The following is a 21415-nucleotide window of genomic DNA, read 5'->3' as shown; positions in this document are numbered from 1 at the left end:
TTGGCGGGCCCGATGGAGTTCTCAGTCTGGCGAGCTCTACTCGAAGGCAGAGGGAACTTGCCGAGGAGGGCGACACCAGATGAACGAGAGCGCTGCGCCGGGACCGCAGAACGACGGACAGCAGGGCGCCGGCCCACACCCCGGCGCACAGCACGCCGGCGGGCACCACGGCCAACAGCCGAGCCAGCCGATCCAGCCGATCCAGCCGAGTCAGCAGCCGGGTCCCGTGGCGGGTCGGCCGGGTCAGCCGGGGCAGGCGTATGGGCAGCAGGCGTATCCGCAGTACCAGCAGATGCCGCAGTACGGGCAACCGCAGTATGGGGCGCAATTTGGGGCTCCGTATGCGATTGGGGCTCCGGTGCAGGCGCCGAAGAAGCGGGGGCGGCGGCTGTTGGGTGCCGGTGCGCTCGGGCTGGCCGCGGTGCTGGTCGCCGGTTCGGTTGCTTGGGGCATCGACCAGCGCTCGGGCGCGAACAGTTCGCAGCTCTCGCAGCAAGCTTTCGACCCAGCCGCTGTGGCCGCCAAGGTGTCTCCCGGTCTGGTGGACGTGAACACCGTCCTCGGGTACGAGAACGCACGGGCAGCCGGCACGGGGATCGTGCTCACCTCCGACGGTGAGGTCCTCACCAACCACCACGTGATCGAAGGCGCGACGTCGATCAGCGTGACGAACGTGGGGAACGGGAAGACGTACAGCGCGAGTGTCGTCGGGTACGACGAGGAGCATGACATCGCCGTACTGAAGCTGAAGGACGCGTCCGGGCTGGAGACCGCGAAGACCGGGAACTCCGACCAGGTGAAGCTCGGCGATCAGGTCGTCGGGGTCGGGAACGCCGGCGGTGACGGCGGCGAGCCGAGCTACGCGGCCGGGAAGGTGACCGGGCTGAACCAGTCGATCACCGCGACCGACGAGAACGGGCAGGATCCGGAGAACCTGGAGAACCTGATCCAGACCGACGCGAACATCCAGGCCGGCGACTCCGGCGGCCCGCTGGTGAACGCGAACGGCGAGGTGATCGGCGTCGACGTGGCCGGCAACGGCGGCAACAACGGCGGCCAGGGCCGTCCGGGACAGACCGCGGCGTCCACCGCACAGAGCGCGACCGCGACGCTGGCCGCCTGGGGCAACGGAACCACCACCGGCAACGGCTACGGCGACGGAAACGGAACCGGCACCTTCCCCTTCGGCAACGGCAACGGCTCGGGCGATGGCTCGGGTACGGGCAACGGCTACGGAGACGGTTCAGGCTCGGGCAGCGGCGACGGGTCGGGTACGGGTAACGGGTACGGGGACGGTTCGGGTAACGGGTACGGGGACGGCTCGGGTGGGTCCGGGAACGGGGCCGGGACGACGACCGAGGGGTATGCGATTCCGATCAACCAGGCGCTGGACATCGCTGAGCAGATTCAGGACGGGAAGGCGTCGGACGACGTACACATCGGGGACTCGGCGATGCTCGGGGTCTCGGTCGTGACCAGTGCCGGCACCAGCGGCGCGGTCGTCGGCGACGTGGTCGCGGACGGTCACGCGGACGAGGCCGGGATCGAGGCCGGTGACGTGATCACCTCCTTCGCCGGGCACGCCGTCACCTCGCCCGAAACCCTCTCCGAACTCCTCAACAAGCAGCACCCCGGAGACAAGGTCGAGGTCGGCTGGACCGACCAGTCCGGCCAAACCCACAAAGCAACCATCGAACTCATCACAGGCCCGGTCCGCTGACCCCAGCGCCACCCCCTCGCTGCCGGCGGACCGCCCAGATCGGGCCCGACGCTCCCCCTCCCCCTCGGAGCGCCGGGCCCGATCTCTTGTACCCGCCGAGTCGTGAGAATCGGCGCCGAATCTCAGCCACAATCCACGACTCGCACTCCGGACCGCGAGCCGATCGCCACGACTCGACGGGTCAGGAGGTGGGTCAGGAGATGAAGCCGGTGCGCCAGGTTGGGTGGATGGGGGTCCAGCCGAGTGAGCGGGCGTGGGCGTTGGACGCTCCGCGAGCCCACGGCGTACGCGCGGCGCTCGGGTCGAGCTCGCGTCGACCATCCCGAGCGCGGTGGTCAGCGAGTACGTCGGGGGACACGCCGACCGACTCGGCGAAGGCCGGCGCCCAGGTGGAGGCGGGCGCGGGAGTGTCGTCGACGATGTTGACGGGGCCGGTGGGCCACGCGAGAGCGGCTGCCGCGGCTGTGGCGGCATCGGCGATGTGGAGGAAGCTGGTGATGTCGGGCCCGGTGGGGAGATTGCCGGTGGTGGCGAGATCGGCCATCAGACCGCCCTTGGTGTACCAGGTGTCGGGGCCGTAGAGCATGCCGTAGCGGAGCACGACCCACTCGGGGGCTTCGGCGGTGATCGCCTCCAGGGCGGCGACGGCCTCGACTGTGGCGCGACGGGTGGCGTCTGTCGCATGCAGGTCGAGCGGGGTGGATTCGGCCGCGGGGGTCGCGCCAGGCTCGTAGGCCCACGCGATGCTCTGCGACACAACTCGCCGTACGCCGGCCGCGAGGGCTGCGTCGACCAGGTTGCGCGTGCCTTCGCGGCGGATGCGGCTGTTCGCGGCGAAGTCCCGCGACGCCAGGTCGGTCAGCTGATGCATCACCACATCCGGCCGAGCCTCAGCAACCACCTCCCGCAACCGCCCAACGTCATACACATCCCCAACAACAGCCGTCACCCCACCGCTCACAGTCCCACGCGATTCGCGGGTGAGTGCGGTTACCTGGTGGCCTCCGGCGCGCAGGAGGGGGACGAGGCGGCGGCCGATCGCGCCGGTGGCGCCGGCGATGAAGATCCTCATGGGGTCACCGTAGGCAACTGGTTGCCTGTCGGGCTGGGCCAATTGGTGAGCGGTTTCCGGGTCCACTTCCTCCGGGGGTGAACAAGCGTTTACGATCATCGGGTAAACAACCGTTCACCCCTGTGAGGACTCCGCTTGTCTGCCCGTCCTGCCGTTCGGCCACGTCTGGTTCTGGGAGCGCTGGCGTTCTGCGGCGTGCTGGTCTCGATCAGCCAGACCATCGTCGTACCGCTGCTCCCCGAACTCCCCGAGATCACCCACAGCCCGGCGTCGGACGTCAGCTGGCTGATCACGGTCACGCTGCTCACCGGCGCGGTGTTCACGCCGCTGCTCGGCCGCGCCGGCGACATGTACGGCAAGCGCCGCGTCCTGCTGATCGCCCTGTCGTCGATGGTCATCGGATCCCTGCTCTGCGCGAGCAGCTCGAACCTGTCCGTGCTGATCGTCGGCCGCGCGTTCCAGGGCGCCGCGGTCGCCGTGGTCCCGCTCGGGATCAGCATCCTGCGCGACGAACTGCCGCCGCGCCGGGTGATTCCCTCGATCGCGATCATGAGCTCGACCCTGGGCATCGGCGCCGCGTTCGGCATCCCGGCCGCGACGCTCGTCGTCGAGTACGCGAACTGGCACACGATGTTCTGGATCAACCTCGGGCTCGGCCTGCTCGACATCGTCCTGGTGCTGCTGATCGTGCCGGAGTCCGCGATCCGCACCAGCGGCCGGTTCGACGTCCTGGGGGCGATCGGGCTGAGCGCGTTCCTGGTCTGCCTGCTGCTCGCGGTCTCCAAGAGCAGCGCATGGAGTACGTCGGCGATCGTCGGACTGTCCGCGGTCGCGGTTCTGCTGGTCCCGCTCTGGGGCTGGTACGAGCTGCGGACGCGGAGCCCGCTCGTCGACCTCCGTGTCTCCGCGCGCCCGGCCGTTCTCTTCACGAACCTCGGCGCCTTGCTGATCGGCTTCGCCTTCTACGCCAACTCGCTCTCGACCGCCCAGCTGGTGCAGGAGCCGACGTGGACCGGCTACGGGCTGGGCGAATCCATCGTGGTCAGCGGCCTGTGTCTGCTGCCCGGCGGTGTCGCGATGGTGCTGCTCTCGCCGGTGTCCGCGCGGATCTCGGCGGCCCGCGGCCCGCGGTTCACGCTCGGGATCGCGTCGGTCCTGATGGCCGCCGGGTACGTCGTCCGCGTCTTCACCAGCAGCAATGTCGCCGGGATCGTGATCGGCGCGACGGTGGTGAGTGCCGGAACCGCCGTTGCGTACTCGGCACTTCCGGCGCTGATCATGCATGCTGTGCCGGTGACCGAAACGGCCGCGGCGAACGGCCTCAACACGTTGATGCGCACGATCGGGCAGGCGATCTGCAGCACGATCGTGGCGAGCGTGCTCGCCGGCGTCACGATCTCCTCGGGCGGCCGGGTCGCGCCCGCGCTGTCGGCGTACCTGATCGTGTTCGTGATCGCGGGGATCGCCGCGCTGGTGGCCGCCGGGCTGGTGCTGCTGATTCCGGTACGGCGGCCGGAGCCGGCGTACGAGGTGACGACGACGTGACGGATCCGGGGCGGACGACGATCCTCCGCGCGGCCCGGAAGGCGTTCGCGCGCGAACCGTACAACGCGGTCACGCTGCGCGGGGTCGCCGCGGACGCGGGGGTCAGCGCTGCCCTGATCGTCAAGTACTACGGCAGTAAGGAAGCGCTCTTCGAACGGGTCGCCGACTTCAGTGAGGCTGCTCAGCTACTGCTGCAAGCACCGAACGAACGGCTCGGCGAGCACGCGGTCCGGACGCTGGTCGAGTACCGCCGGGCGAACGATCAGGACCTGCTCGTCCGGGTCGTCTTCGCGGCAGGCAAGGGGGACGAGCGGGCGCAGATCCGGGAGCACTTCCGCGACCAGGTCACCCGCGCGTTCGCCGCCCGGCTGACCGGTCCGGACGCCGGCCTCCGCGCCGCCCTGATCACCGCGCACCTGCTCGGCCTCGGCGCCGCGATCGCGATCGACAAGACCGGCCCGATCGCCGCCGCGGACCTGGACACCGTCGTCGCCCTCTACGCCCCGGCGATCCAGCAACTCATCCACTGAGTGAACACCCGTCCTAGAATGTGGACTCTGCGCTTGGCGCTGAGTGTGACGCCACTAACATGGGGCATCCAGGCCGAGAGGCGCTGCAACGGACCCGGGTCCGCCACGCTCGACCTGGAGCTTTGATGCAAGGGCGCCTCCGGAGAGTTTCTTCTGGAGGGGTTGGCAGATGAGTGAAGCCGCGCTGCGGGAGCTGTTGAATCAGCGGATCGCGATCCTCGACGGCGCCTGGGGCACGATGCTGCAGGGCGCCAAGCTGCAGCCTGCCGACTTCCACGGCGATCGGTTCGGCCAGCAAACCCACAACGGCCGGCACACGCACGACGTGACCGGCGACCCGGACCTGCTGAACCTGACCCGGCCGGACCTGATCCTCGACGTCCACCGGCAGTATCTGGCCGCCGGCGCGGACATCACCACCACGAACACGTTCACCGCGACGAGCATCGGCCAGGCCGACTACGGCCTGCAGGAGTACGTCCGCGAGATGAACGTCGCCGGCGCGCGACTGGCCCGCCAGGCGGCCGACGAGTTCGGCGGCCGGTTCGTCGCCGGTTCGATCGGGCCGCTGAACGTGACGCTGTCGCTGAGCCCGCGCGTCGAGGACCCGTCGTACCGGGCGGTGACCTTCCAGCAGGTGAAGGACGCGTACGCCGAGCAAATCGCGGCGCTGGCCGAGGGCGGCGTGGACCTGCTGCTGATCGAGACGATCTTCGACACCCTGAACGCGAAGGCCGCCGTCGCCGCGGCCCGCGAGGTCGCGCCGGACCTGCCGCTGTGGATCTCGGTGACGATCGTCGACCTGAGCGGCCGCACCCTGAGCGGTCAGACCGTCGAAGCGTTCTGGAGTTCGGTCGAGCACGCCAATCCGCTCGTCGTCGGCGTGAACTGTTCCCTCGGCGCGACCCAGCTGCGCCCACACGTCGCCGACCTGGCCCGGTTCGCCGGTACGTACGTCGCCTCGCATCCGAACGCAGGCCTCCCGAACGCGTTCGGCGGGTACGACGAGACGCCCGAGGAGACGTCGGCGCTGCTGCACGAGTTCGCCGAGTCCGGCCTGGTCAACATCGTCGGCGGATGCTGCGGTACGACGCCCGCGCATATCCAGCAGATCGCCGACACGGTCCGGGACCTCCAGCCGCGTACCGTCGTACCCACCGATCACACCACCCGGTTCTCCGGGCTCGAGCCGTTCAAGATCGGCGCCGACACCGGGTTCGTGATGATCGGTGAGCGGACCAACGTCACCGGGTCGGCGAAGTTCCGCCGGCTGATCGAGGGCGACAACCACCAGGCCGCGGTCGACGTGGCGCTGGAGCAGGTGCGCGGCGGCGCGAACCTGCTGGACGTGAACATGGACGCCGACCTGCTCGACAGCGAGCAGGCGATGACGACGTTCCTGAACCTGATCGCGACCGAGCCCGAGGTGGCCCGGATCCCGATCATGATCGACAGCTCGAAGTGGTCGGTGCTCGAGGCCGGCCTGAAATGCGTGCAGGGCAAGGGCGTCGTCAACTCGATCAGCCTGAAGGAGGGCGAGGAGGAGTTCCTCGACCGCGCCCGCCGGATCATGTCGTACGGCGCCGGCGCCGTCGTGATGGCGTTCGACGAGCAGGGCCAGGCCGACACGGTCGAGCGCAAGGTGGAGATCTGCGGTCGCGCCTACGACCTGCTGACCGGTATCGGTTTCCCGGCCGAGGACATCATCTTCGACCCGAACGTGCTCGCTGTGGCGACCGGCATGTCCGAGCACAACGGCTACGCGAAGAACTTCATCGACGCTTTGCCTTTGATCAAAGACCGCTGTCCGGGCGTCCACATCAGCGGCGGGATCTCGAACCTGTCCTTCTCGTTCCGCGGCAACGACATCGTCCGGGAGGCGATGCACTCCGCGTTCCTGTACCACGCCGGCCAGGTCGGCCTGGACATGGGCATCGTGAACGCCGGTCAGCTCGCGGTCTACGAGGACATCCCGAAGGACCTGCTGGAGCTGGTCGAGGACGTCATCTTCGACCGCCGCGACGACGCCACCGACCGCCTGGTCGCGTTCGCCGAGAACGTGAAGGGCAAGGGCAAGCAGCGCGAGGTCGACCTGACCTGGCGGGAGGGCTCGGTCGAGGAGCGGCTGTCGCACGCGCTCGTGCACGGCATCGTCGACTTCATCGAGGACGACACCGAGGAGGCCCGGCAGAAACTGCCGCGGCCGCTGGAAGTGATCGAAGGCCCGCTGATGGACGGGATGAAGGTCGTCGGCGACCTGTTCGGCGCCGGCAAGATGTTCCTTCCGCAGGTGGTGAAGAGCGCCCGCGTGATGAAGCGCTCAGTGGCGTACCTCGAGCCGTTCATGGAGGCGGAGAAGGAGCAGGCCCGGCGTGAAGGCCGCGCGGAGATGGTCCGCGGGCAGGGCAAGGTCGTGCTCGCGACCGTGAAGGGCGACGTCCACGACATCGGCAAGAACATCGTCGGCGTGGTGCTCGGCTGCAACAACTACGAGGTGATCGACCTCGGCGTGATGGTGCCGGCGGCAAGGATCCTCGACACCGCGGTGGCCGAGGGTGCGGACGCGGTCGGCCTGTCCGGGCTGATCACGCCGTCACTGGACGAGATGGTGTCGGTCGCGGCCGAGATGGAGCGCCGCGGGCTGAAGCTCCCGTTGCTGATCGGCGGCGCGACCACGTCCAAGCAGCACACCGCGGTCCGGATCGCACCGGCGTACGAGAACACCACTGTGCACGTCCTGGACGCATCGCGGGTGGTCGGCGTGGTGTCCGATCTGCTCGACGCCGACCGCGCCGCAGAGCTTGCCAAGAGCAACAGTGTCGAGCAGGAGCGGCTGCGCGAACAGCACGCGAACAAGCAGCGCGCCCCGATGCTGACGCTGGCCGAGGCGCGGGCGAACAAGGAGCCGGTGGAGTACGGCGAGCTGCCGGTGCCGGAGTTCACCGGGCTGCGCTACGTCTCCCCGAGTATCGAGACGCTGCGCGAGATGGTCGACTGGCAGTTCCTCTTCCTGGCTTGGGAACTGAAGGGCAAGTACCCGGCGATCCTGGAGCAGCCGGTTGCGCGGGAGCTGTTCGACGACGCGAACACGTTGCTGGACGAGATCATCGCGAACGGGTCCTTCACCGCCGAGGGCGTGTACGGGTTCTGGCCGGCGCACAGCGAGGGCGACGACATCGTCCTGGACGGGCTGGACCGGTCGTTCCCGATGCTGCGGCAGCAGACCGAGAAGCCGGCCGGGCGCAACAACCGCTGCCTGGCCGACTACATCGCGCCGTCCGGTGACCATCTCGGCGGGTTCGGGGTTGCGATCCACGGCGCGGAGGCGCTGGCGAAGACGTACGAGGAACGTAACGACGACTACCGGGCGATCATGGTGAAGGCGCTGGCCGACCGGCTCGCGGAGGCGTTCGCCGAGTGGATCCACCTGGAGGCGCGGCGGGCGTGGTTCGAGCCCGGCGTCCAGCCGGTGCTGGAGGACCTGCACGCGGAGCGGTTCCGCGGCATCCGGCCCGCTCTCGGGTACCCGGCGAGCCCGGACCACAGCGAGAAGCGGGACCTGTTCGAGCTGCTCGCGGCGGACAAGATCGGCCTCGGGCTGACCGAGTCGTTCGCGATGACGCCGGCCGCGGCGGTGAGCGGTCTGATCTTCGCGCACCCGGCGTCGCGCTACTTCAGTGTCGGCCGCCTCGGTCGCGATCAGATCGAGGACTACGCCGTACGTCGTGGCCTCCCGCTCGCTGAGGTCGAACGCTGGCTCCGGCCGAATCTGGCGTACGACCCGGAGTGACCGGCGCCAGGGCCGGATCGTCCGCCAGCCGCCGGAGCTGGGGGTCGATCCGCTCCGACGCCCTCCGGACGGCAGCGGCCGCGCGCGACGGGTCGCCGGTCGCGACGGCCTCGGAGAAACCCCTGCGGAGGGCGGCCTCGGCCGAGAACCTGTCGGACGGCGACAGTTCGTCGGTGCCCGGCAGCAGCTTGAGGATCTCGCCGAACCGTTCCTCGGGCTTCTCCTTGATCAACGCCTCGGAGAGGGCCGCGTAGTCCTCGGGTCCGATCGGCGCGCCCGGGCCTTGCTGGCGGACGATCTCCGTCATCAGTTCCCGAGCGGCCGCTGCCGCCGCCGGGTTCCGGCCGGCGAAGGCAAAGTCCCGCACCTCGCCGGCGGGGACGAACCTTCCGGACTCGGTCTTCGGCCAGAGTTCGGCCAGTCGTTCCTGGGCCCAGACGTCGGCCAGCCCGGCGTCCAGATCGGCCTCCTGCTCGTAGATCCCGCCGATGTTGTCGAACAGCTCGCTGCTCAGCCCGGCCGACTGGGACATCGTGTGCCCCGTGGCCTCGACCAGCCGCTCCGCATCGCCCCGTTTCGGCGCGCCGGCGGCGTGCCGGCGTACCGTGTCGGCCAGCTCCTCGGGCAGGAACAGTGGACTGTCGTTCGAGCGGAGCGAGTGGACCGCGTCCATCGGCGCTCGATCGTTCGGCCGGACGACGAAGTCGATACCGCGCCAGCGGACGACGCGATTGGTCTTCTCGCTGACGGCTTCTACGATCGACTCTCCCCACGAGAGGCACGGATCGTCGGTCCTGACCAGACCAGTGGCCACGGCGTGTTCTCCTTCGTGAGGGAAGCGAACGGAGCAAGCGTAGGGGCGCCGCGGGTTCATTTACGCTGACGGAATGACTGTGCGACCTGCTGTTGCTGAAGATGCCGATGCGGTGGCCGCGATCTGGTACGCCGGATGGCAGGACGGCCACCTGGGACACGTGCCGGACGAACTGGTCGCGATCCGCACCAAAGAGTCGTTCTGGACCCGCGCCGCGCAGCGGGTCGCGGACACCACGGTGCTCGTCGTCGGCGACGAGATCGCCGGGTTCGTCATGGTGGTGGGCGCCGAGGTCGAGCAGGTGTACGTCGCGCGCGACCACAGGGGATCGGGTGTCGCCGGGACCCTGCTCACCGAAGCTGAGCGGCAGGTGAAGGCCCGAGGCCACCAAGAAGCCTGGCTGGCGGTGGCTACCGGCAACGCGCGTGCCCGGCGGTTCTACGAACGCAGCGGCTGGACCGACGGCGGCCCCTTCGACTATCCGGCGTCGGTCGAACGCGGAACGTTGCCGATCCCGTGCCACCGCTACGTGAAGGCTGTCTGACGCAGGATTCCCCTCAAGTTGCGGCGTGCGGCAGGTGCATCGGCGGCGAATGGAGTTAGCGTGCCTTTCGCAAGCATTCCTGTTCTTGGAGAGGTCACCATGGCATTCCGTTCCTGGCGCCGGCCGTCCCGCCGCATGGTTCTGACCAGCGTCGCCGCGGTAGCGATGACATCGGTCGTCGGCGGGGTCGCGTACTCGGCCGGTGCCGCGACACAGCAGCCGGCGATCCAGACGTCGACACCGCACAGCGAGAAGCAGGTCACCAACATCGACGTACTGCGGCAGCAACTACGCAACTACTACGGCGACCCGCTCGGCACCGGCACCTTCGCGGCGGACAGCAACTACGCGAAGGAAGCGCGGAAGGCCGCCGCCGCGGGGACCCGCTGGATCTCACTGCCGCACCACACGACGAAGACGAAGGCGATCGTGCTGGACGTCGACGACACCTCGCTGGCCACCTGGAACTACGAGATCTTCAGCAACTGGGCGTACAACCCGGCCACGAACGCGGACTACGTGCTGAACCAGAGGTTCCCGGCCGTGCCCGGCATGGTCGACCTGGTGAAGACGGCCGAGCGTGAGGGGTACGCGATCTTCTTCCTGACCGGCCGCGGCGCCGCGCAGGAACAGGCGACGCTGGGCAACCTCACCGCGGACGGCATCGGCGTCGACGCCGGCTACCCGAAGCCGACCGCGCTCAGCAACGGCGAGGACGGCCTGTTCACCAAGCCGGCCGTCGCCGACTACCCGGACTACCTCAAGAAGGCCTGCGCCGGCGACCCGAACGGATCCTGTACGACGATCCACTACAAGTCGGCCACCCGGGCGCACATCGAATCGCTCGGCTACGACATCGTCGCGAACTTCGGCGACCAGTTCTCCGACCTGAAGGGCGGATTCGCCGACCGCACCTTCAAGCTGCCGAACCCTAACTACTACCTGCCGTGATCGCGCGCTGATCGATGGTCGGCCGGATCACCCGTTGATCCGGCCGACCGACGGTCTGATCACCGATTACCGCGTCTACGTGGACCTCGCGCCCGTCTTCACTCCGTGACGCGCGGCAGAGCGCCGTACAGCAAGGTGCGTAGCGCGTCGGTCAGCGCCGGCTCGAACTCCATCCGGAGCGCGCCCAGCGCCGGGTCGGTCTCGTAGGCGGCGAGGATCGCGGGCACCGGGTGCGAGTGGGTCCAGATCGAGCCGGCGAGCAGGCTCGCAGCGGCGATGAACCTGCCTGCGCCCTCTGGCCCGAGCTCCGGCAGTACGCCGACGACTACCGTGATCATTTGTTCGTAGGAGACAGCCGCCGCGCGTTTGAAGGCGAGCGCCGTTTCGGTCGTGATGTTCCGCTCCAGGACCGCTGCCTGCGTGCTGATTAGGTCGCACAGCACCGGCCGCTTCGCCAGCGTGTTGACGATCGTCGCGACGAGCCGGTCGGCACGCTCGTCGGTCGTCTCAGATGAGCTGTCCGGCAAGGCAGTCGCCAGGTCCTGCACCCAGGCCGACAGCTCACTGCTCGACAGCTCGAGCAGGACTGCCTCGCGGGAGTCGAAGTAGTTCAGCACGTTCGATTTCGCGAGGCCGACGCGACGACTCAGCTCGTTCAGGCTGACGTCCGCGACCGGCATCTCGGTCAGCATCGCGGCCGCGGTCGCGAGGATCGCCCGCCGCCGCTCGGCCCGCTGCTCCGGTCTGCGCGCGCGCTGGAAGGTCATACGTCACAGTCTACAGACCGGCGGTCTGTTGTTATCGAACCATCGGTCTGATAACGTCGCGGTCATAACAGACCACCAGTCTTTTACGGAGAGTGGATCATGTACGACGTCCCAGACCAGACCGGCAAGCTCGCCGTCGTCACCGGCGCCAACAGCGGGACCGGCAAGGAGGCCGCCAAGCGGCTCGCGGCCGCGGGCGCGCGGGTCGTGCTGGCGGTCCGGACCCCCGCCAAGGGCGAGGCGGCTCGTGCCGAGATCCTCGCCGCGTACCCAGGAGCCCAGCTCGAGGTACGGCGGATCGACCTCGCCGACCTGGCCTCGGTGCAGGAGTTCGGCGAGCAGTTGACCGCCGACGAGCCGCACCTCGACCTGCTGGTGAACAACGCCGGCGTGATGAACCCGCCCGACCGCATGGTCACCAAGGACGGCTTCGAGCTGCAGTTCGGCTCTAACTACCTCGGCCCGTTCGCGCTCACCGTCCGCTTGCTGCCGCTGCTCCTGGCCGCTCCGGCGCCGCGGGTCGCGACGATGGCCAGCGGTGCGGCGAACTTCGGCCGGATCCACTTCGACGACCTCCAGTGGGAACGGCGCTACCGGTCGGTGGCGGCGTACTCGCAGTCGAAGCTCGCCGACCTGATGCTGAGCAACCAACTCGCCCGGCTGTCGACCGAGCACGGCTGGGGCCTACTCAGTGTCGCGGCGCACCCCGGCTACACGAACACCAACCTTCAGACGACCGGCCCGAGCCTCGGCCGCGACCGGACGCCGCTGGCCACACGCCTGATGCTCCTCGCCCCACTCCCTTCGCAGGGCGTCGAGATCGGCACCGAACCGCTGTTGTTCGCCGCGGCGGACCCCGCAGCTGAGCACGGTAAGTATTACGGCCCGTCCGGACGGTTCGGCCTCGTCGGCCCGACCGCGTTGGCCAAGCAGCCCAAGGCGGCCCTCGATGCCGAGACCAGCGCCCGGCTGTGGACGGTCTCCGAAGGACTGACGGGGGTGGCGCTGCCGTCTATCCTGCGCAAATGAGTGAGTGGTCGAGTGGGGGGATCTACGAGTCGTACGTCGGCCGCTGGAGCCGGCTCGTCGCGCCGGAGTTCGTCGGCTGGCTCCAGCAGCCGGCCGGACTGCGCTGGCTCGACGTTGGCTGCGGCACCGGCGCGTTGACCGGCACCATTCTTCGTACGGCGGATCCGGTGTCCGTGCTCGGTGTCGACCCGTCGGAGGGCTTCGTCGGCTACGCGCGACAGACCGTCGACGATTCGCGGGCGACCTTCGAGGTCCGGTCCGCGGCCGAGCTCCCGGACGGCCCGTACGACGTGGTGGTCGCTGGGCTGGTGCTCAACTTCATCCCCGAACGGGTCGAGGCGCTGCGCCGGATGCGCGAGATCGGTTCGACGGTCGCGGTCTACGTCTGGGACTACGCCGGCGGTATGCAGCTGATGCGGTACTTCTTCGACGCGATGGCCGACGTACGGCCGCAGGACCGGGAGCACGACGAAGGCCGACGGTTCCCGTTCTGTACGCCGGAAGGGTTGGAGGAGCTGTTCCGCGAGGCCGGGTTCGGCGAGGTGCGGACGCGCGAGATCGTCGTACCGACGGAGTTCGCGTCGTTCGATGACTACTGGGAGCCGTTCCTGGGCGGGCAGGGCGTGGCGCCGGCGTACCTGCGCAGCCTGGAGGTCGAGGATCAGGAGGCGTTGCGGGACGCCGTACGGGCGCGGCTGCCGATCGCTGCCGACGGGTCGATCAGTCTGACGGCGCGGGCGTGGGCGGCTGCCGGCTGAGGTAGGTGTCCCGGAGCAGGCCGTACAGCAGGTCGTCGGTCCACTCGCCTTTGAACCAGGAGTTCGCGGGTCGCTCGCCTTCGCGGGTGAAGCCGACGCGTTCGAGCAGCCGGGCCGAGGCGGTGTTGCGGGCATCGCATTCGGCCGAGACCCGGTGCAGTTCGCGGTCGACGAACAAGTGCTGGAGCAGCCCGCGCACGGCCTCGGACGCGTAGCCGTGGCCTTGATACTCCGCCGCGAGGGTGAATCCGAGGTCGGCCTGCATCAGGTTCTGGCTCAGGTTCAGGCCGAGGTCGCCGATCAGTACGCCGTCCAGGTCGACCGCGTACTGGAACCAGCCGGGCGCCTCCGGATCGCCCTGCGCGAACCGCTCGACAGTCTGCTGCGCCTCGGTGAGCGGCAGCGGGGGCTCCCAGGACTGGAAGTGGGCGACCTGCTGATCTGAGCGGTACGCGGCGAACTGCTCGGCGTCCGCGGGCGTGAAGCGGCGCAGGGTCAGGCGGTTGGTGCGGGCGAACATTTGCACATCATGTCAAGACTGCGCGTTCGACTCCGTCGTACCTGTGAGAGGAGAGCGCCGATGAAGTTTCTACTGATCCTGCAGGGTGACGGCGAGGCACGCCTGCGGCGCGACGAGTTCGAACGAGTCGCCCACGACGCCGGCGAACTGGTCGGCGGTGAACTGCTCGCGGACGCCCAACTGTCCATCCGCCTGCCCGACCACGAGCCCACCAAGATCGACGGCTACTACGTGATCGACGTAGAAAACCGCGACCGGGCCATCGAGCTGGCCCGCCTACTCCCAGACGCCCGAGCCACCGACCGCTCAGTCGAAATCCGAGCAGTAATGCACCCATCCGCCACCGACTTCTAACCCCGCACCGGGAACTCGTGCCCTAAGTGACGCCCCAAACCGGTTTGGGGTGTTCTGTCCTCCCGGATCGGGCTGTGTGGCTCCCCGGTTCACGCACAGAGGCTCCCCAAACCAGTTTGGGGAGGCTCTCCCCGTACGCCCCAGGCTGTTGCATCTGGTCGGCGCGGGTACCTACTCCGGACGTTTGTCGTGGACCTACGGCGTGGCGCGTTGGACGACCTTGAACCAGAGGCTGGTGGCCAGTGGGGTTTTGGTGACGCTTATGCGTTCTAGGGGGACGGTTTGGCCATTGGGGTGGGTGAAGAGGCGGGTGCCGGCGCCGAGCATGACTGGGGCGTAGAAGAGGAGGACCTCGTCCAGTTCGCCGGCCTCGATGCACTGTTTGGCGATGTTTGCGCCGATGACGTTCACGTACTTGTCGCCGGCCGCCTCCTTGGCCTGGGTGAGGGCCTTTGCGAAGTCGTCGACGTACGTGACCCCGGTCTCCGGGCGGGACGGTGGGCGGTGCGTCACGACGTACGCCGGTCCGCTCCAGCCGCCGCCGAACGCCTCGCCCTCCCCGGGCTCGCCCTTGTGCGGGTCGTCGCCGTCGTGGGAGCGGCGGCCGATCAGCAGCGACCCGATCCGGGGCAGCAGGTCGTCGACCTCCGGGTTGGGGCCCAGGTACGGGCGCATCCACTGCATGTCGCCGTCCGGGCCGGTGATGAAGCCGTCCACGGACAGCGTCACCGAGTACAGCACCTTCGCCATGGTCGTTCCTCCTCGTGCGGTTGGTGTTGAGACGAGCGAACCCGGGAAAACTCATCGCCGGCCGACCCGGTGCGTCCTGCTGGCGGCCGCCTGGATACGCTTCCGGCAATTCAGCTTTTCGCATGACGGAGCGAGGTGCGGTACGGCGATGCGGGAACACGACGGCACGCACCGGCCGGTGCGTGCCGACGAGCCGGCCGCCATCGACCTCGAACGGGCCTCGCAGGCCCGGGTGTACGACCTGCTGCTCGGCGGCAAGAACAACTTCGAGGTCGACCGGCAATTCGTCCAGGAACTGCTGAAGATCGCACCGGAGATCTCCGAGCTGACCCGGCAGAACCGCCGCTGGATGGCCGACGCGATCGGCCGGATGATCACCGAGGGCGGGATCGACCAGTTCCTCGACCTCGGCGCCGGGCTGCCGACCGTGCCGAACACCCATGAGATCGCCCTCCGCGCCAACCCGGCAGCGAAGGTCGTGTACGTCGACAACGACCTGACGGCGATCTCGCACGGCCAGGCGCTGCTCGCCGACGACCGGCACAGCTTCTTCGCCGACGCGGACCTCAACGACCCGGCCGTCGTTCTCGCGCATCCGTCCGTGACCGAGGCGCTGGACCTGACCCGCCCGGTCGGGATCCTGCTCGGCCTGGTCCTGCACTCGACGCCGGACCCGGTGCCGGTCGTCGCGGACTACCTGGCCGCCGTACCGCCCGGCTCCTACCTGGCGCTCACGCATCCGCTCAACCCGCGCGACGGCGGGCGGCTGTCCGAGTTCTCGACCGCGATCGAGGAGAAGCTGCAGGACGCGTTCCCGCACATGCGGTTCCGCACCCGAGACGAGATCGCAGAGCTTGTCGCGGGGCTCGAGCTGGTCGCGCCCGGGGTCGTCGACCTGACGTCGTGGTGGCCGGAGGACCAGCAGAAACTCAACCTGAGCGGCGCCGGCCAGCTCCTCCTGGTCGCTCTCGGTCGCAAGCCGTAACAAATGGCTGGTGTCCGGCGGCCTGCCGGACCATGATGGGCGCATGTCTGCCCAGGCTGCTGCCGCTTACTGATCGTCACCGCGCCCCGATGACTCCTGGCGCGTCCGATCAAGCCCGTCCCGAGGACGGGCCCCGTAGCGTGCAGTCCTTCAGCCTTGGAGCCGGCCTTTCCATGCCTTCTGTGACTTCTTTCGTCGAGGTCGCGTGTGACGAGTCGGGGTTCTCCGGAACCAACCTGCTCGACCCCGCCTCACCCGTGATCACCCATGCCAGTGTCGATCTCGCCGTACCAGCGGCGGCCGACGTGATCGACGTACTGCGATCCCGCCTGCGCCGCCGGTCGGAGTACAAGTCCAACCAGCTGCTGCGACCCGAGCAGCGGCCCGCGCTCGAGTGGCTGCTCACCACCCTGCGCGGGCATGCGCACGTGCTCAGCATCGACAAGACCGCGTACGTCGCCGCGCGGGTGTTCGAGCTGTTCACCGAGGAGCCGTCGTACGGCGCCGGCACCAGCCTCGGCACGGATCACACGGAGGTCGCCGCGGCGCTGCGGCACCGAACCGGGTTCCTGGCCGCGTTCGTGGACCTGACGAGGACGAAGCGCGTGCGGTTGATGGACCACGCCGCGGTGGACCGGTTCTTCGCGACGATGCCGGCCGACGTACCGGCGTTGCGTGCGGTGACGCGGCCGCGGGTCGAAGAGGTGATGCAGCGGCTGATCGACGAGGACCCGGAGCTCCCGCCGCCGCTGGAGCCGCTGGTGCCGGCGCTCGCCGAGACGGTGCTGTACTGGAGCGCGGGCGGTCGTTCGGTCGCCGTCGTGCACGACGAGCAGAGCGCGTTGACGCCGGGCCGGGTGACGCGCCTCGGCGCGTTCCTCGCCGCGGACGTGGAGCCGGCGCCCCTGCATTCGTTCGTGCAGGTCGACTCCAAACACGATCCGCGGGTGCAGGTCGCCGATTTCCTGGCCGGTATCGCGCGCCGTCGTACGCCGGACTTGGTGGAGCTGCTGGAGCCCTACACCTGTGCGGCGACGAACTCGTCCCAGGTGTGAGTGCCGACGTCGGCGCCGGCCCGGGTGAGGTTGCTGCCCGCGCGGTACACCTTGCCCGCCTTGCCGGGGACGCGGATCGGCAGCAACAGCCGACGCTTGCCCGTGGCGCGTAGGTAGTCGCGAGCCAGCTCCGACAGGCTGTAAACCTTGGGTCCGACCAGGTCGGGGACCAGGCCCTGCGGCTCACCGAGTGCGAGCTCGGCGAGTCGTTCGGCCACGTCCCGGCCGTCGACGGGCTGCATGCGGAGGCCGCCCGGCATCGGCATGACGGGCAGTTTCGCCATCGCGCGCACCGTCTTCCAGGCGAAGTCGTGGAGCTGGGCGACCCGCAGTACCGTCCACGGCACCGACGACCCACGGACGGCCTGCTCGGCGCCGAGCTTGGACTTGAAGTACGTCAGCGGCAGCTGGTCGACCGCGGTCACCGAGATGTGCACCAGATGACCGACCTTCGCCTGTTCGGCCGCCGCGACCAGGTTGCGGGTGCCGATCTCGTCGCCCTTCGGGCCGCCGGCCAGGTGCAGGATCACGTCGACGCCGTCCACGGCCCGGTCCAGGCCGTCGCCGTTCAGGAGGTCGACGGCCAGGTACTCGACGCCGGCGCCGCGATCGCCCGTGTGCCGGCTGAGGACCCGGACCTTGCTGCCGGCCGCCTGGAGCAGCGGGACCACCTGACGGCCGATCGTTCCCGTACCGCCTGTCACCAGGATCGTGCTCATCGAACTTCTCCGTTCTCGTTGTCGTCTCTGCAGCGCTGACGGAGCCCGCTCGCGGCGTGTGACTCGATGTGAGCTGGAATACATCCAGGCAAAATGTCGAGGGCCTGTCGGCGCCTCCGACGTCCGGGGTGCACGGGCGCAGTACGGCGTACCGGCACGACACAGGAGGTTCTCTGATGAAGTACGTGGTCCTGATCCACTCGAACATGCAGCCGTGGGGTCACCCGACGATCGACTTCACCGAGGTCGGCCGCGCGATCCCGGCGGACGAGCGGGCGGCGATGGGCAAGGAGTTCGACGAGCTGCTCGCCGAGCTGTCCGCGTCCGGCGAACTGGTCACCGGCCTGGCGTTGGACGCACCATCAACCGCGCGGACCTACCGCTGGGAGGGCAAGCGCCCGGTCAGCACCGACGGGCCGTACGCCGAGTCCAAGGAGCAGCTCGCCGGGTTCTTCGTGCTGGACTGTGCCACCCGCGACCGCGCCGAGGAGCTCGCCGCCAAGTTCGCCGGGCCCGGTGATGTCATCGAGCTCCGCCCGGAAATGGAGTTCTGAGGGCGATTCCGGACAGTAACGAGCGGGGTGTGACCCAACCGGCGATCCGGAGTGACGTACGCCGTACCGCGGAGGCGGAGGTTCTCCTATTCTTTGGTCCTTACCGAGAGTCAGGAGTGTGCCGTGACCACTGTCTTGCTGATGGGCCCTCCTGGGGCCGGTAAGGGTACGCACGCGGGCCACCTGGCAGCGCATCTCGGTGTGCCCGTGATCTCCACCGGTGACCTGTTCCGCCGCAACATCGCGGACGGTACCGAGCTCGGCAAGACGGCGCAGGGCTACCTGGACGCGGGCGAGTACGTGCCCGACGAGGTCACCAACGCGATGGTCCGCGACCGGCTCGCGGAGGCCGACGCCCGTCCGGGATTCGTCCTGGACGGGTACCCGCGGACCCTCGACCAGGCCGCCGTCCTGGACGAGATCCTCGGCGCGCAAGGCCGTTCGCTGGACGCGGCCCTGGTCCTGCAGGTCGAGGCCGACGCCCTCGTCGACCGGCTGCTCCGGCGGGCCGAGATCGAACACCGCTCGGACGACACCGAGGACGTCATCCGCCGGCGCTTCGAGGTCTACCACGAGCAGACCGCGCCGCTGATCGACTTCTACTCCGGCCGCGGCATCCACCACGAGGCCGACGCCTCCGCCGACATCGACACGGTCCGCGCCCGCGTCTGGCAGGTCGCCGTACAACTCAAACCCGCCGCGTAGTTCACTGCCTACTGCCAGCAAAGCCCAACGGGTTTCCCAGCGGGGATTTCTACGGTCGAGCCTTCGTTACGAGCGAAGGAGATCGCAGTGGAAGACGACGACAAGCCGGTCGGCCGGGTTCTGAGCCGGCGCCGCGCGCTGGCGGTGTTCGGCGCCGCCGGGGTGACATTCACGGCGGTAGGTACGGCGGTGGCGGCCAACGCCGACGCGACGACCGAGACGACGACTACGCCGAGTTGTGTCGCGAAGCCGGAGATGACCGAAGGACCGTACTTCGTGGACGAGGGGCTCAATCGCTCGGACCTGCGGGTGGACACGTCGGACGGTTCGGTGGTGGCCGGTGCGAAATTTCATCTGGTCCTGCATGTCCTGCAGTTGTCCGGGTCCCAGTGCAAGCCCTTGCCTGGGGCAACTGTCGACATCTGGCACTGAGACGCGGCCGGCGTGTACTCCGACATCGCGGCCGAAGGGACGACCGGCAAGAACTACCTGCGCGGGTACCAGGTGTCGAACCGTGGTGGGATCGTCAAGTTCACCACGATCCTGCCGGGCTGGTACCAGGGCCGGACCGTTCACACGCATGTGAAGATCCGCACCACGGGCACGGACGGGAACGCGTACGAGTTCACGTCGCAGCTCTACTTCACCGAGCAGTTCAAGGCCGCCTACCTCGCCCAGGCGCCGTACGCCGCGAAGGGCACCCCGGACACCACCAACGACACAGACATGCACTACGCGGACATCGGCGACCAGATGCTGCTCACCCCGAAGCGCACCCGCGACGGGTACGAGGCGGCGTTCGCGATCGCGCTCGACCTGTCCGACACCGCGGTGGGCGCCGACGACTCGTTCCAGATGCCGGGCGGCCCGGGTGGCACCCCGCCGACGGGCACTCCGCCCACGGCCAGTCCGTCGGCGTGATGCGGACCCCCACCACTCACTAACCTCCATCAACGGCCGATGCACCGCCCGCGTGAGCGTGAACTCACGCGGGCGGTGCCATTTGATGAGTGTCTGACGTCCGCCCCACCACAATCCCGCCCGCCGCGGCCGCCGCCGCGAGTGCGACAACCGCGAACGTCAGGAAGGCGACGACGTAGCCACCGGTCAGGGCGAGGGCGCTGAGTTGGGTGCCCAGCGCGCCGCCGAGGGTACGCAGGATGGTGTTGATACCGGTTGCGGCGCCGGTCTGGTCCGGCGGTACGGCGTCGACCGCGAGGTTGCCGAGTGATGCGAAGGCGAGACCGTAGGCGGCGCCAAGGATCGCGGCGAAAACGTATGTTTGCCAGAGATGCTGGTGCGCCGCCGCGAGAAACGTGAACGCGGCCGCAGCCAGTACCGCACCGGTCTGGAGTGCTCTCCGCGCGGCGAACCGGGAGGCGAGCGGGCCGCCGATCAGCATCAGGGCAGCCATCGGGATCATCGCCGTGCCGGTCGTTGTCGGCGAGGCGCCGAGCCTGGTCTGCATGAACTGGGGAAGCAGAGTCACGGCGGCGAACATCGCGACCGAGACGATGACCGTCGTGAGATTGGTGGTGGCAAGCGCACGCCCGCGGAGCACCGTGAGCAGACCGGGTCCGGTCGTGGGGACGGGCGCGGTGCGGGGGAGAGCGGTTGCTCCGAGCAATGCTGCGACGCCGAGCAATGCCGTGCACCAGAAGAGCGCGGACGTGCCGAGCCAGTCGGTGATCGGGCCGGCCAGGACCATGCCGAGCGCGCCGCCGACGCCGAACATCGAGCTGAGCAACGCGACCAGGTGACGACGCTGTTCGGGGCCGGCGATGGCGCGTGCGAGGCCGAACAGCAGCGGGAACACGCCACCCGCGACGCCTTGCAGGCTGCGTCCCGCGAGCACCCCGGCGTACCAGCTGTTGCTGTTGGCAACCGCTGCCAGGACGGCGCCGACCAGGAAGGCCAGCAGGCAGGCGATCAGGACGGGGCGGTAGCCGATCCGGTCACCGAGCCGGCCGGCGAGCGGTGTCGCGACCGCGGAAACCACCATGAAGCCGGTCAGCAACCAGGTGACCGCGGCGCCGGACACCCGTAACTCGTCCTGGAACACCGGCAACGCCGCCACCACGATCGTCTGCGCGATCGCGACGGCGAGCGCCGCGGTGACGAGCACCGGGGCCACGAGTGGTCGGTACGCGGTCATCGATTGTCCTTTCCGGCGGCGCCAGAGTCCCAGCGTCACCGTGATCAGGCCGGCCAGGATCCACATCCACCGCTCCTTCGCATCAGGGGAACTTAGGT

The 21415-nt window shown here is 69.0% G+C and carries 22 protein-coding genes and 1 riboswitch; of the genes, 15 read left to right on the top strand and 7 right to left on the bottom strand.

What is annotated here, in order from left to right; all coding sequences use genetic code 11:
* Positions 1-79 precede the first annotated feature (79 nt).
* The gene (locus tag E0H50_RS14955; protein WP_202868141.1) at positions 80-1720 is read left to right on the top strand and encodes a S1C family serine protease; all 1641 of its coding nucleotides are present in this window, start codon (positions 80-82) and stop codon (positions 1718-1720) included.
* A gap of 193 nt (positions 1721-1913) precedes the next feature.
* Here the strand turns inward: E0H50_RS14955 and E0H50_RS14950 are convergent, their stop codons facing one another.
* Complete coding sequence (locus tag E0H50_RS14950) at positions 1914-2792, bottom strand: NAD-dependent epimerase/dehydratase family protein (protein WP_131288456.1); 879 nt, start codon at positions 2790-2792, stop codon at positions 1914-1916.
* Between the two features lie 135 nt (positions 2793-2927).
* Between E0H50_RS14950 and E0H50_RS42955 the strand changes: the two genes are divergently transcribed.
* From E0H50_RS42955 to metH, 3 genes are all read left to right on the top strand, one after another.
* Positions 2928-4337: an MFS transporter gene (locus E0H50_RS42955; protein WP_165547142.1), complete on the top strand. Its 1410-nt coding sequence runs from the start codon at positions 2928-2930 to the stop codon at positions 4335-4337.
* On the top strand, positions 4334-4867 hold the full coding sequence (locus tag E0H50_RS42950; RefSeq protein ID WP_165547141.1) for a TetR/AcrR family transcriptional regulator: 534 nt from the start codon (positions 4334-4336) through the stop codon (positions 4865-4867). The genes E0H50_RS42955 and E0H50_RS42950 overlap by 4 nt, the downstream gene beginning before the upstream one ends.
* 69 nt (positions 4868-4936) lie before the next feature.
* A riboswitch (S-adenosyl-L-homocysteine riboswitch) is annotated at positions 4937-5013 on the top strand.
* Positions 5014-5036: 23 nt separating this feature from the next.
* Positions 5037-8657, top strand: a complete 3621-nt coding sequence (gene metH, locus E0H50_RS14940; protein ID WP_131288454.1) for a methionine synthase — start codon at positions 5037-5039, stop codon at positions 8655-8657.
* Here metH and E0H50_RS14935 read toward each other — a convergent pair.
* On the bottom strand, positions 8542-9471 hold the full coding sequence (locus E0H50_RS14935) for a hypothetical protein (protein WP_131288452.1): 930 nt from the start codon (positions 9469-9471) through the stop codon (positions 8542-8544). The two genes, metH and E0H50_RS14935, sit on opposite strands and share 116 nt — an antisense overlap.
* 73 nt (positions 9472-9544) lie before the next feature.
* On the opposite strand from E0H50_RS14935, the gene E0H50_RS14930 reads away from it, so the two are divergent.
* Positions 9545-10015, top strand: a complete 471-nt coding sequence (locus E0H50_RS14930; RefSeq protein WP_131288450.1) for a GNAT family N-acetyltransferase — start codon at positions 9545-9547, stop codon at positions 10013-10015.
* Between the two features lie 99 nt (positions 10016-10114).
* Complete coding sequence (locus tag E0H50_RS14925) at positions 10115-10966, top strand: HAD family acid phosphatase (protein WP_131288448.1); 852 nt, start codon at positions 10115-10117, stop codon at positions 10964-10966.
* A gap of 98 nt (positions 10967-11064) precedes the next feature.
* On the opposite strand, the gene E0H50_RS14920 is transcribed toward E0H50_RS14925, so the two are convergent.
* Positions 11065-11733, bottom strand: coding sequence for a TetR/AcrR family transcriptional regulator (locus E0H50_RS14920; RefSeq protein ID WP_131288446.1), 669 nt, complete (start codon positions 11731-11733; stop codon positions 11065-11067).
* Between the two features lie 99 nt (positions 11734-11832).
* On the opposite strand from E0H50_RS14920, the gene E0H50_RS14915 reads away from it, so the two are divergent.
* Both E0H50_RS14915 and E0H50_RS14910 read left to right on the top strand, forming a co-directional pair.
* A complete protein-coding gene (locus E0H50_RS14915; protein ID WP_131288444.1) occupies positions 11833-12762 on the top strand; it encodes an SDR family oxidoreductase in 930 nt (309 codons plus the stop codon).
* Positions 12759-13520 carry a class I SAM-dependent methyltransferase gene (locus E0H50_RS14910; RefSeq protein WP_131288442.1) on the top strand — a complete coding sequence of 254 codons (762 nt, stop codon included), beginning with the start codon at positions 12759-12761 and terminating at the stop codon, positions 13518-13520. The genes E0H50_RS14915 and E0H50_RS14910 overlap by 4 nt, the downstream gene beginning before the upstream one ends.
* Here E0H50_RS14910 and E0H50_RS14905 read toward each other — a convergent pair.
* The gene (locus E0H50_RS14905; RefSeq protein ID WP_131288440.1) at positions 13483-14040 is read right to left on the bottom strand and encodes a GNAT family N-acetyltransferase; all 558 of its coding nucleotides are present in this window, start codon (positions 14038-14040) and stop codon (positions 13483-13485) included. The genes E0H50_RS14910 and E0H50_RS14905 overlap by 38 nt on opposite strands.
* A 60-nt stretch (positions 14041-14100) precedes the next feature.
* On the opposite strand from E0H50_RS14905, the gene E0H50_RS14900 reads away from it, so the two are divergent.
* Positions 14101-14394, top strand: a complete 294-nt coding sequence (locus E0H50_RS14900) for a YciI family protein (RefSeq protein ID WP_131288438.1) — start codon at positions 14101-14103, stop codon at positions 14392-14394.
* 195 nt (positions 14395-14589) lie between these two features.
* Here E0H50_RS14900 and E0H50_RS14895 read toward each other — a convergent pair whose 3' ends face one another.
* Positions 14590-15144 (bottom strand): dihydrofolate reductase family protein, encoded by a 555-nt coding sequence (locus E0H50_RS14895; protein WP_131288436.1) that lies wholly within the window; start codon positions 15142-15144, stop codon positions 14590-14592.
* A gap of 148 nt (positions 15145-15292) precedes the next feature.
* Between E0H50_RS14895 and E0H50_RS14890 the strand changes: the two genes are divergently transcribed.
* Positions 15293-16129: an SAM-dependent methyltransferase gene (locus E0H50_RS14890; RefSeq protein ID WP_131288434.1), complete on the top strand. Its 837-nt coding sequence runs from the start codon at positions 15293-15295 to the stop codon at positions 16127-16129.
* Positions 16130-16311: 182 nt separating this feature from the next.
* Positions 16312-17184, top strand: a complete 873-nt coding sequence (locus E0H50_RS14885; RefSeq protein WP_131288432.1) for a DUF3800 domain-containing protein — start codon at positions 16312-16314, stop codon at positions 17182-17184.
* On the opposite strand, the gene E0H50_RS14880 is transcribed toward E0H50_RS14885, so the two are convergent.
* A complete protein-coding gene (locus tag E0H50_RS14880; RefSeq protein WP_131288430.1) occupies positions 17148-17903 on the bottom strand; it encodes an SDR family oxidoreductase in 756 nt (251 codons plus the stop codon). The genes E0H50_RS14885 and E0H50_RS14880 overlap by 37 nt on opposite strands.
* 176 nt (positions 17904-18079) lie before the next feature.
* Between E0H50_RS14880 and E0H50_RS14875 the strand changes: the two genes are divergently transcribed.
* The 4 genes from E0H50_RS14875 to E0H50_RS43420 all read left to right on the top strand — a co-directional run bounded on the left by E0H50_RS14875 (position 18080) and on the right by E0H50_RS43420 (position 20083).
* Positions 18080-18457 (top strand): YciI family protein, encoded by a 378-nt coding sequence (locus E0H50_RS14875; RefSeq protein WP_131288428.1) that lies wholly within the window; start codon positions 18080-18082, stop codon positions 18455-18457.
* 123 nt (positions 18458-18580) lie between these two features.
* The gene (locus tag E0H50_RS14870; RefSeq protein WP_272948498.1) at positions 18581-19162 is read left to right on the top strand and encodes an adenylate kinase; all 582 of its coding nucleotides are present in this window, start codon (positions 18581-18583) and stop codon (positions 19160-19162) included.
* A gap of 87 nt (positions 19163-19249) precedes the next feature.
* On the top strand, positions 19250-19594 hold the full coding sequence (locus E0H50_RS43425; protein ID WP_202868140.1) for a peptidase associated/transthyretin-like domain-containing protein: 345 nt from the start codon (positions 19250-19252) through the stop codon (positions 19592-19594).
* 12 nt (positions 19595-19606) lie between these two features.
* Entirely contained in the window at positions 19607-20083 is a 477-nt protein-coding gene (locus E0H50_RS43420) for a peptidase associated/transthyretin-like domain-containing protein (RefSeq protein WP_202868139.1), read from the top strand.
* Positions 20084-20147: 64 nt separating this feature from the next.
* Here the strand turns inward: E0H50_RS43420 and E0H50_RS14860 are convergent, their stop codons facing one another.
* Positions 20148-21383, bottom strand: a complete 1236-nt coding sequence (locus tag E0H50_RS14860) for an MFS transporter (RefSeq protein WP_131288426.1) — start codon at positions 21381-21383, stop codon at positions 20148-20150.
* Positions 21384-21415 lie beyond the last annotated feature (32 nt).

The organism is Kribbella sindirgiensis, assembly GCF_004331435.1.
In the GTDB taxonomy this organism is placed as follows: domain Bacteria; phylum Actinomycetota; class Actinomycetes; order Propionibacteriales; family Kribbellaceae; genus Kribbella; species Kribbella sindirgiensis.
Note: the sequence above shows the minus strand (reverse complement) of the source record. Positions and strands in the feature narration are given on the sequence as shown.

What these genes read in the sequence shown, in the direction of transcription:
- E0H50_RS14915 (WP_131288444.1), top strand. Translation starts at nt 11,833, where the DNA reads ATGTACGACGTCCCAGACCAGACCGGCAAGCTCGCCGTCGTCACCGGC.
- E0H50_RS14860 (WP_131288426.1), bottom strand. Translation starts at nt 21,383, where the DNA reads ATGTGGATCCTGGCCGGCCTGATCACGGTGACGCTGGGACTCTGGCGC.
- E0H50_RS14910 (WP_131288442.1), top strand. Translation starts at nt 12,759, where the DNA reads ATGAGTGAGTGGTCGAGTGGGGGGATCTACGAGTCGTACGTCGGCCGC.
- E0H50_RS14905 (WP_131288440.1), bottom strand. Translation starts at nt 14,040, where the DNA reads ATGTTCGCCCGCACCAACCGCCTGACCCTGCGCCGCTTCACGCCCGCG.
- E0H50_RS14890 (WP_131288434.1), top strand. Translation starts at nt 15,293, where the DNA reads ATGCGGGAACACGACGGCACGCACCGGCCGGTGCGTGCCGACGAGCCG.
- E0H50_RS14950 (WP_131288456.1), bottom strand. Translation starts at nt 2,792, where the DNA reads ATGAGGATCTTCATCGCCGGCGCCACCGGCGCGATCGGCCGCCGCCTC.
- E0H50_RS14875 (WP_131288428.1), top strand. Translation starts at nt 18,080, where the DNA reads ATGAAGTACGTGGTCCTGATCCACTCGAACATGCAGCCGTGGGGTCAC.
- E0H50_RS14930 (WP_131288450.1), top strand. Translation starts at nt 9,545, where the DNA reads ATGACTGTGCGACCTGCTGTTGCTGAAGATGCCGATGCGGTGGCCGCG.
- E0H50_RS14880 (WP_131288430.1), bottom strand. Translation starts at nt 17,903, where the DNA reads ATGAGCACGATCCTGGTGACAGGCGGTACGGGAACGATCGGCCGTCAG.
- E0H50_RS14895 (WP_131288436.1), bottom strand. Translation starts at nt 15,144, where the DNA reads ATGGCGAAGGTGCTGTACTCGGTGACGCTGTCCGTGGACGGCTTCATC.
- E0H50_RS14955 (WP_202868141.1), top strand. Translation starts at nt 80, where the DNA reads ATGAACGAGAGCGCTGCGCCGGGACCGCAGAACGACGGACAGCAGGGC.
- E0H50_RS14920 (WP_131288446.1), bottom strand. Translation starts at nt 11,733, where the DNA reads ATGACCTTCCAGCGCGCGCGCAGACCGGAGCAGCGGGCCGAGCGGCGG.
- E0H50_RS14900 (WP_131288438.1), top strand. Translation starts at nt 14,101, where the DNA reads ATGAAGTTTCTACTGATCCTGCAGGGTGACGGCGAGGCACGCCTGCGG.
- E0H50_RS14925 (WP_131288448.1), top strand. Translation starts at nt 10,115, where the DNA reads ATGGCATTCCGTTCCTGGCGCCGGCCGTCCCGCCGCATGGTTCTGACC.
- metH (WP_131288454.1), top strand. Translation starts at nt 5,037, where the DNA reads ATGAGTGAAGCCGCGCTGCGGGAGCTGTTGAATCAGCGGATCGCGATC.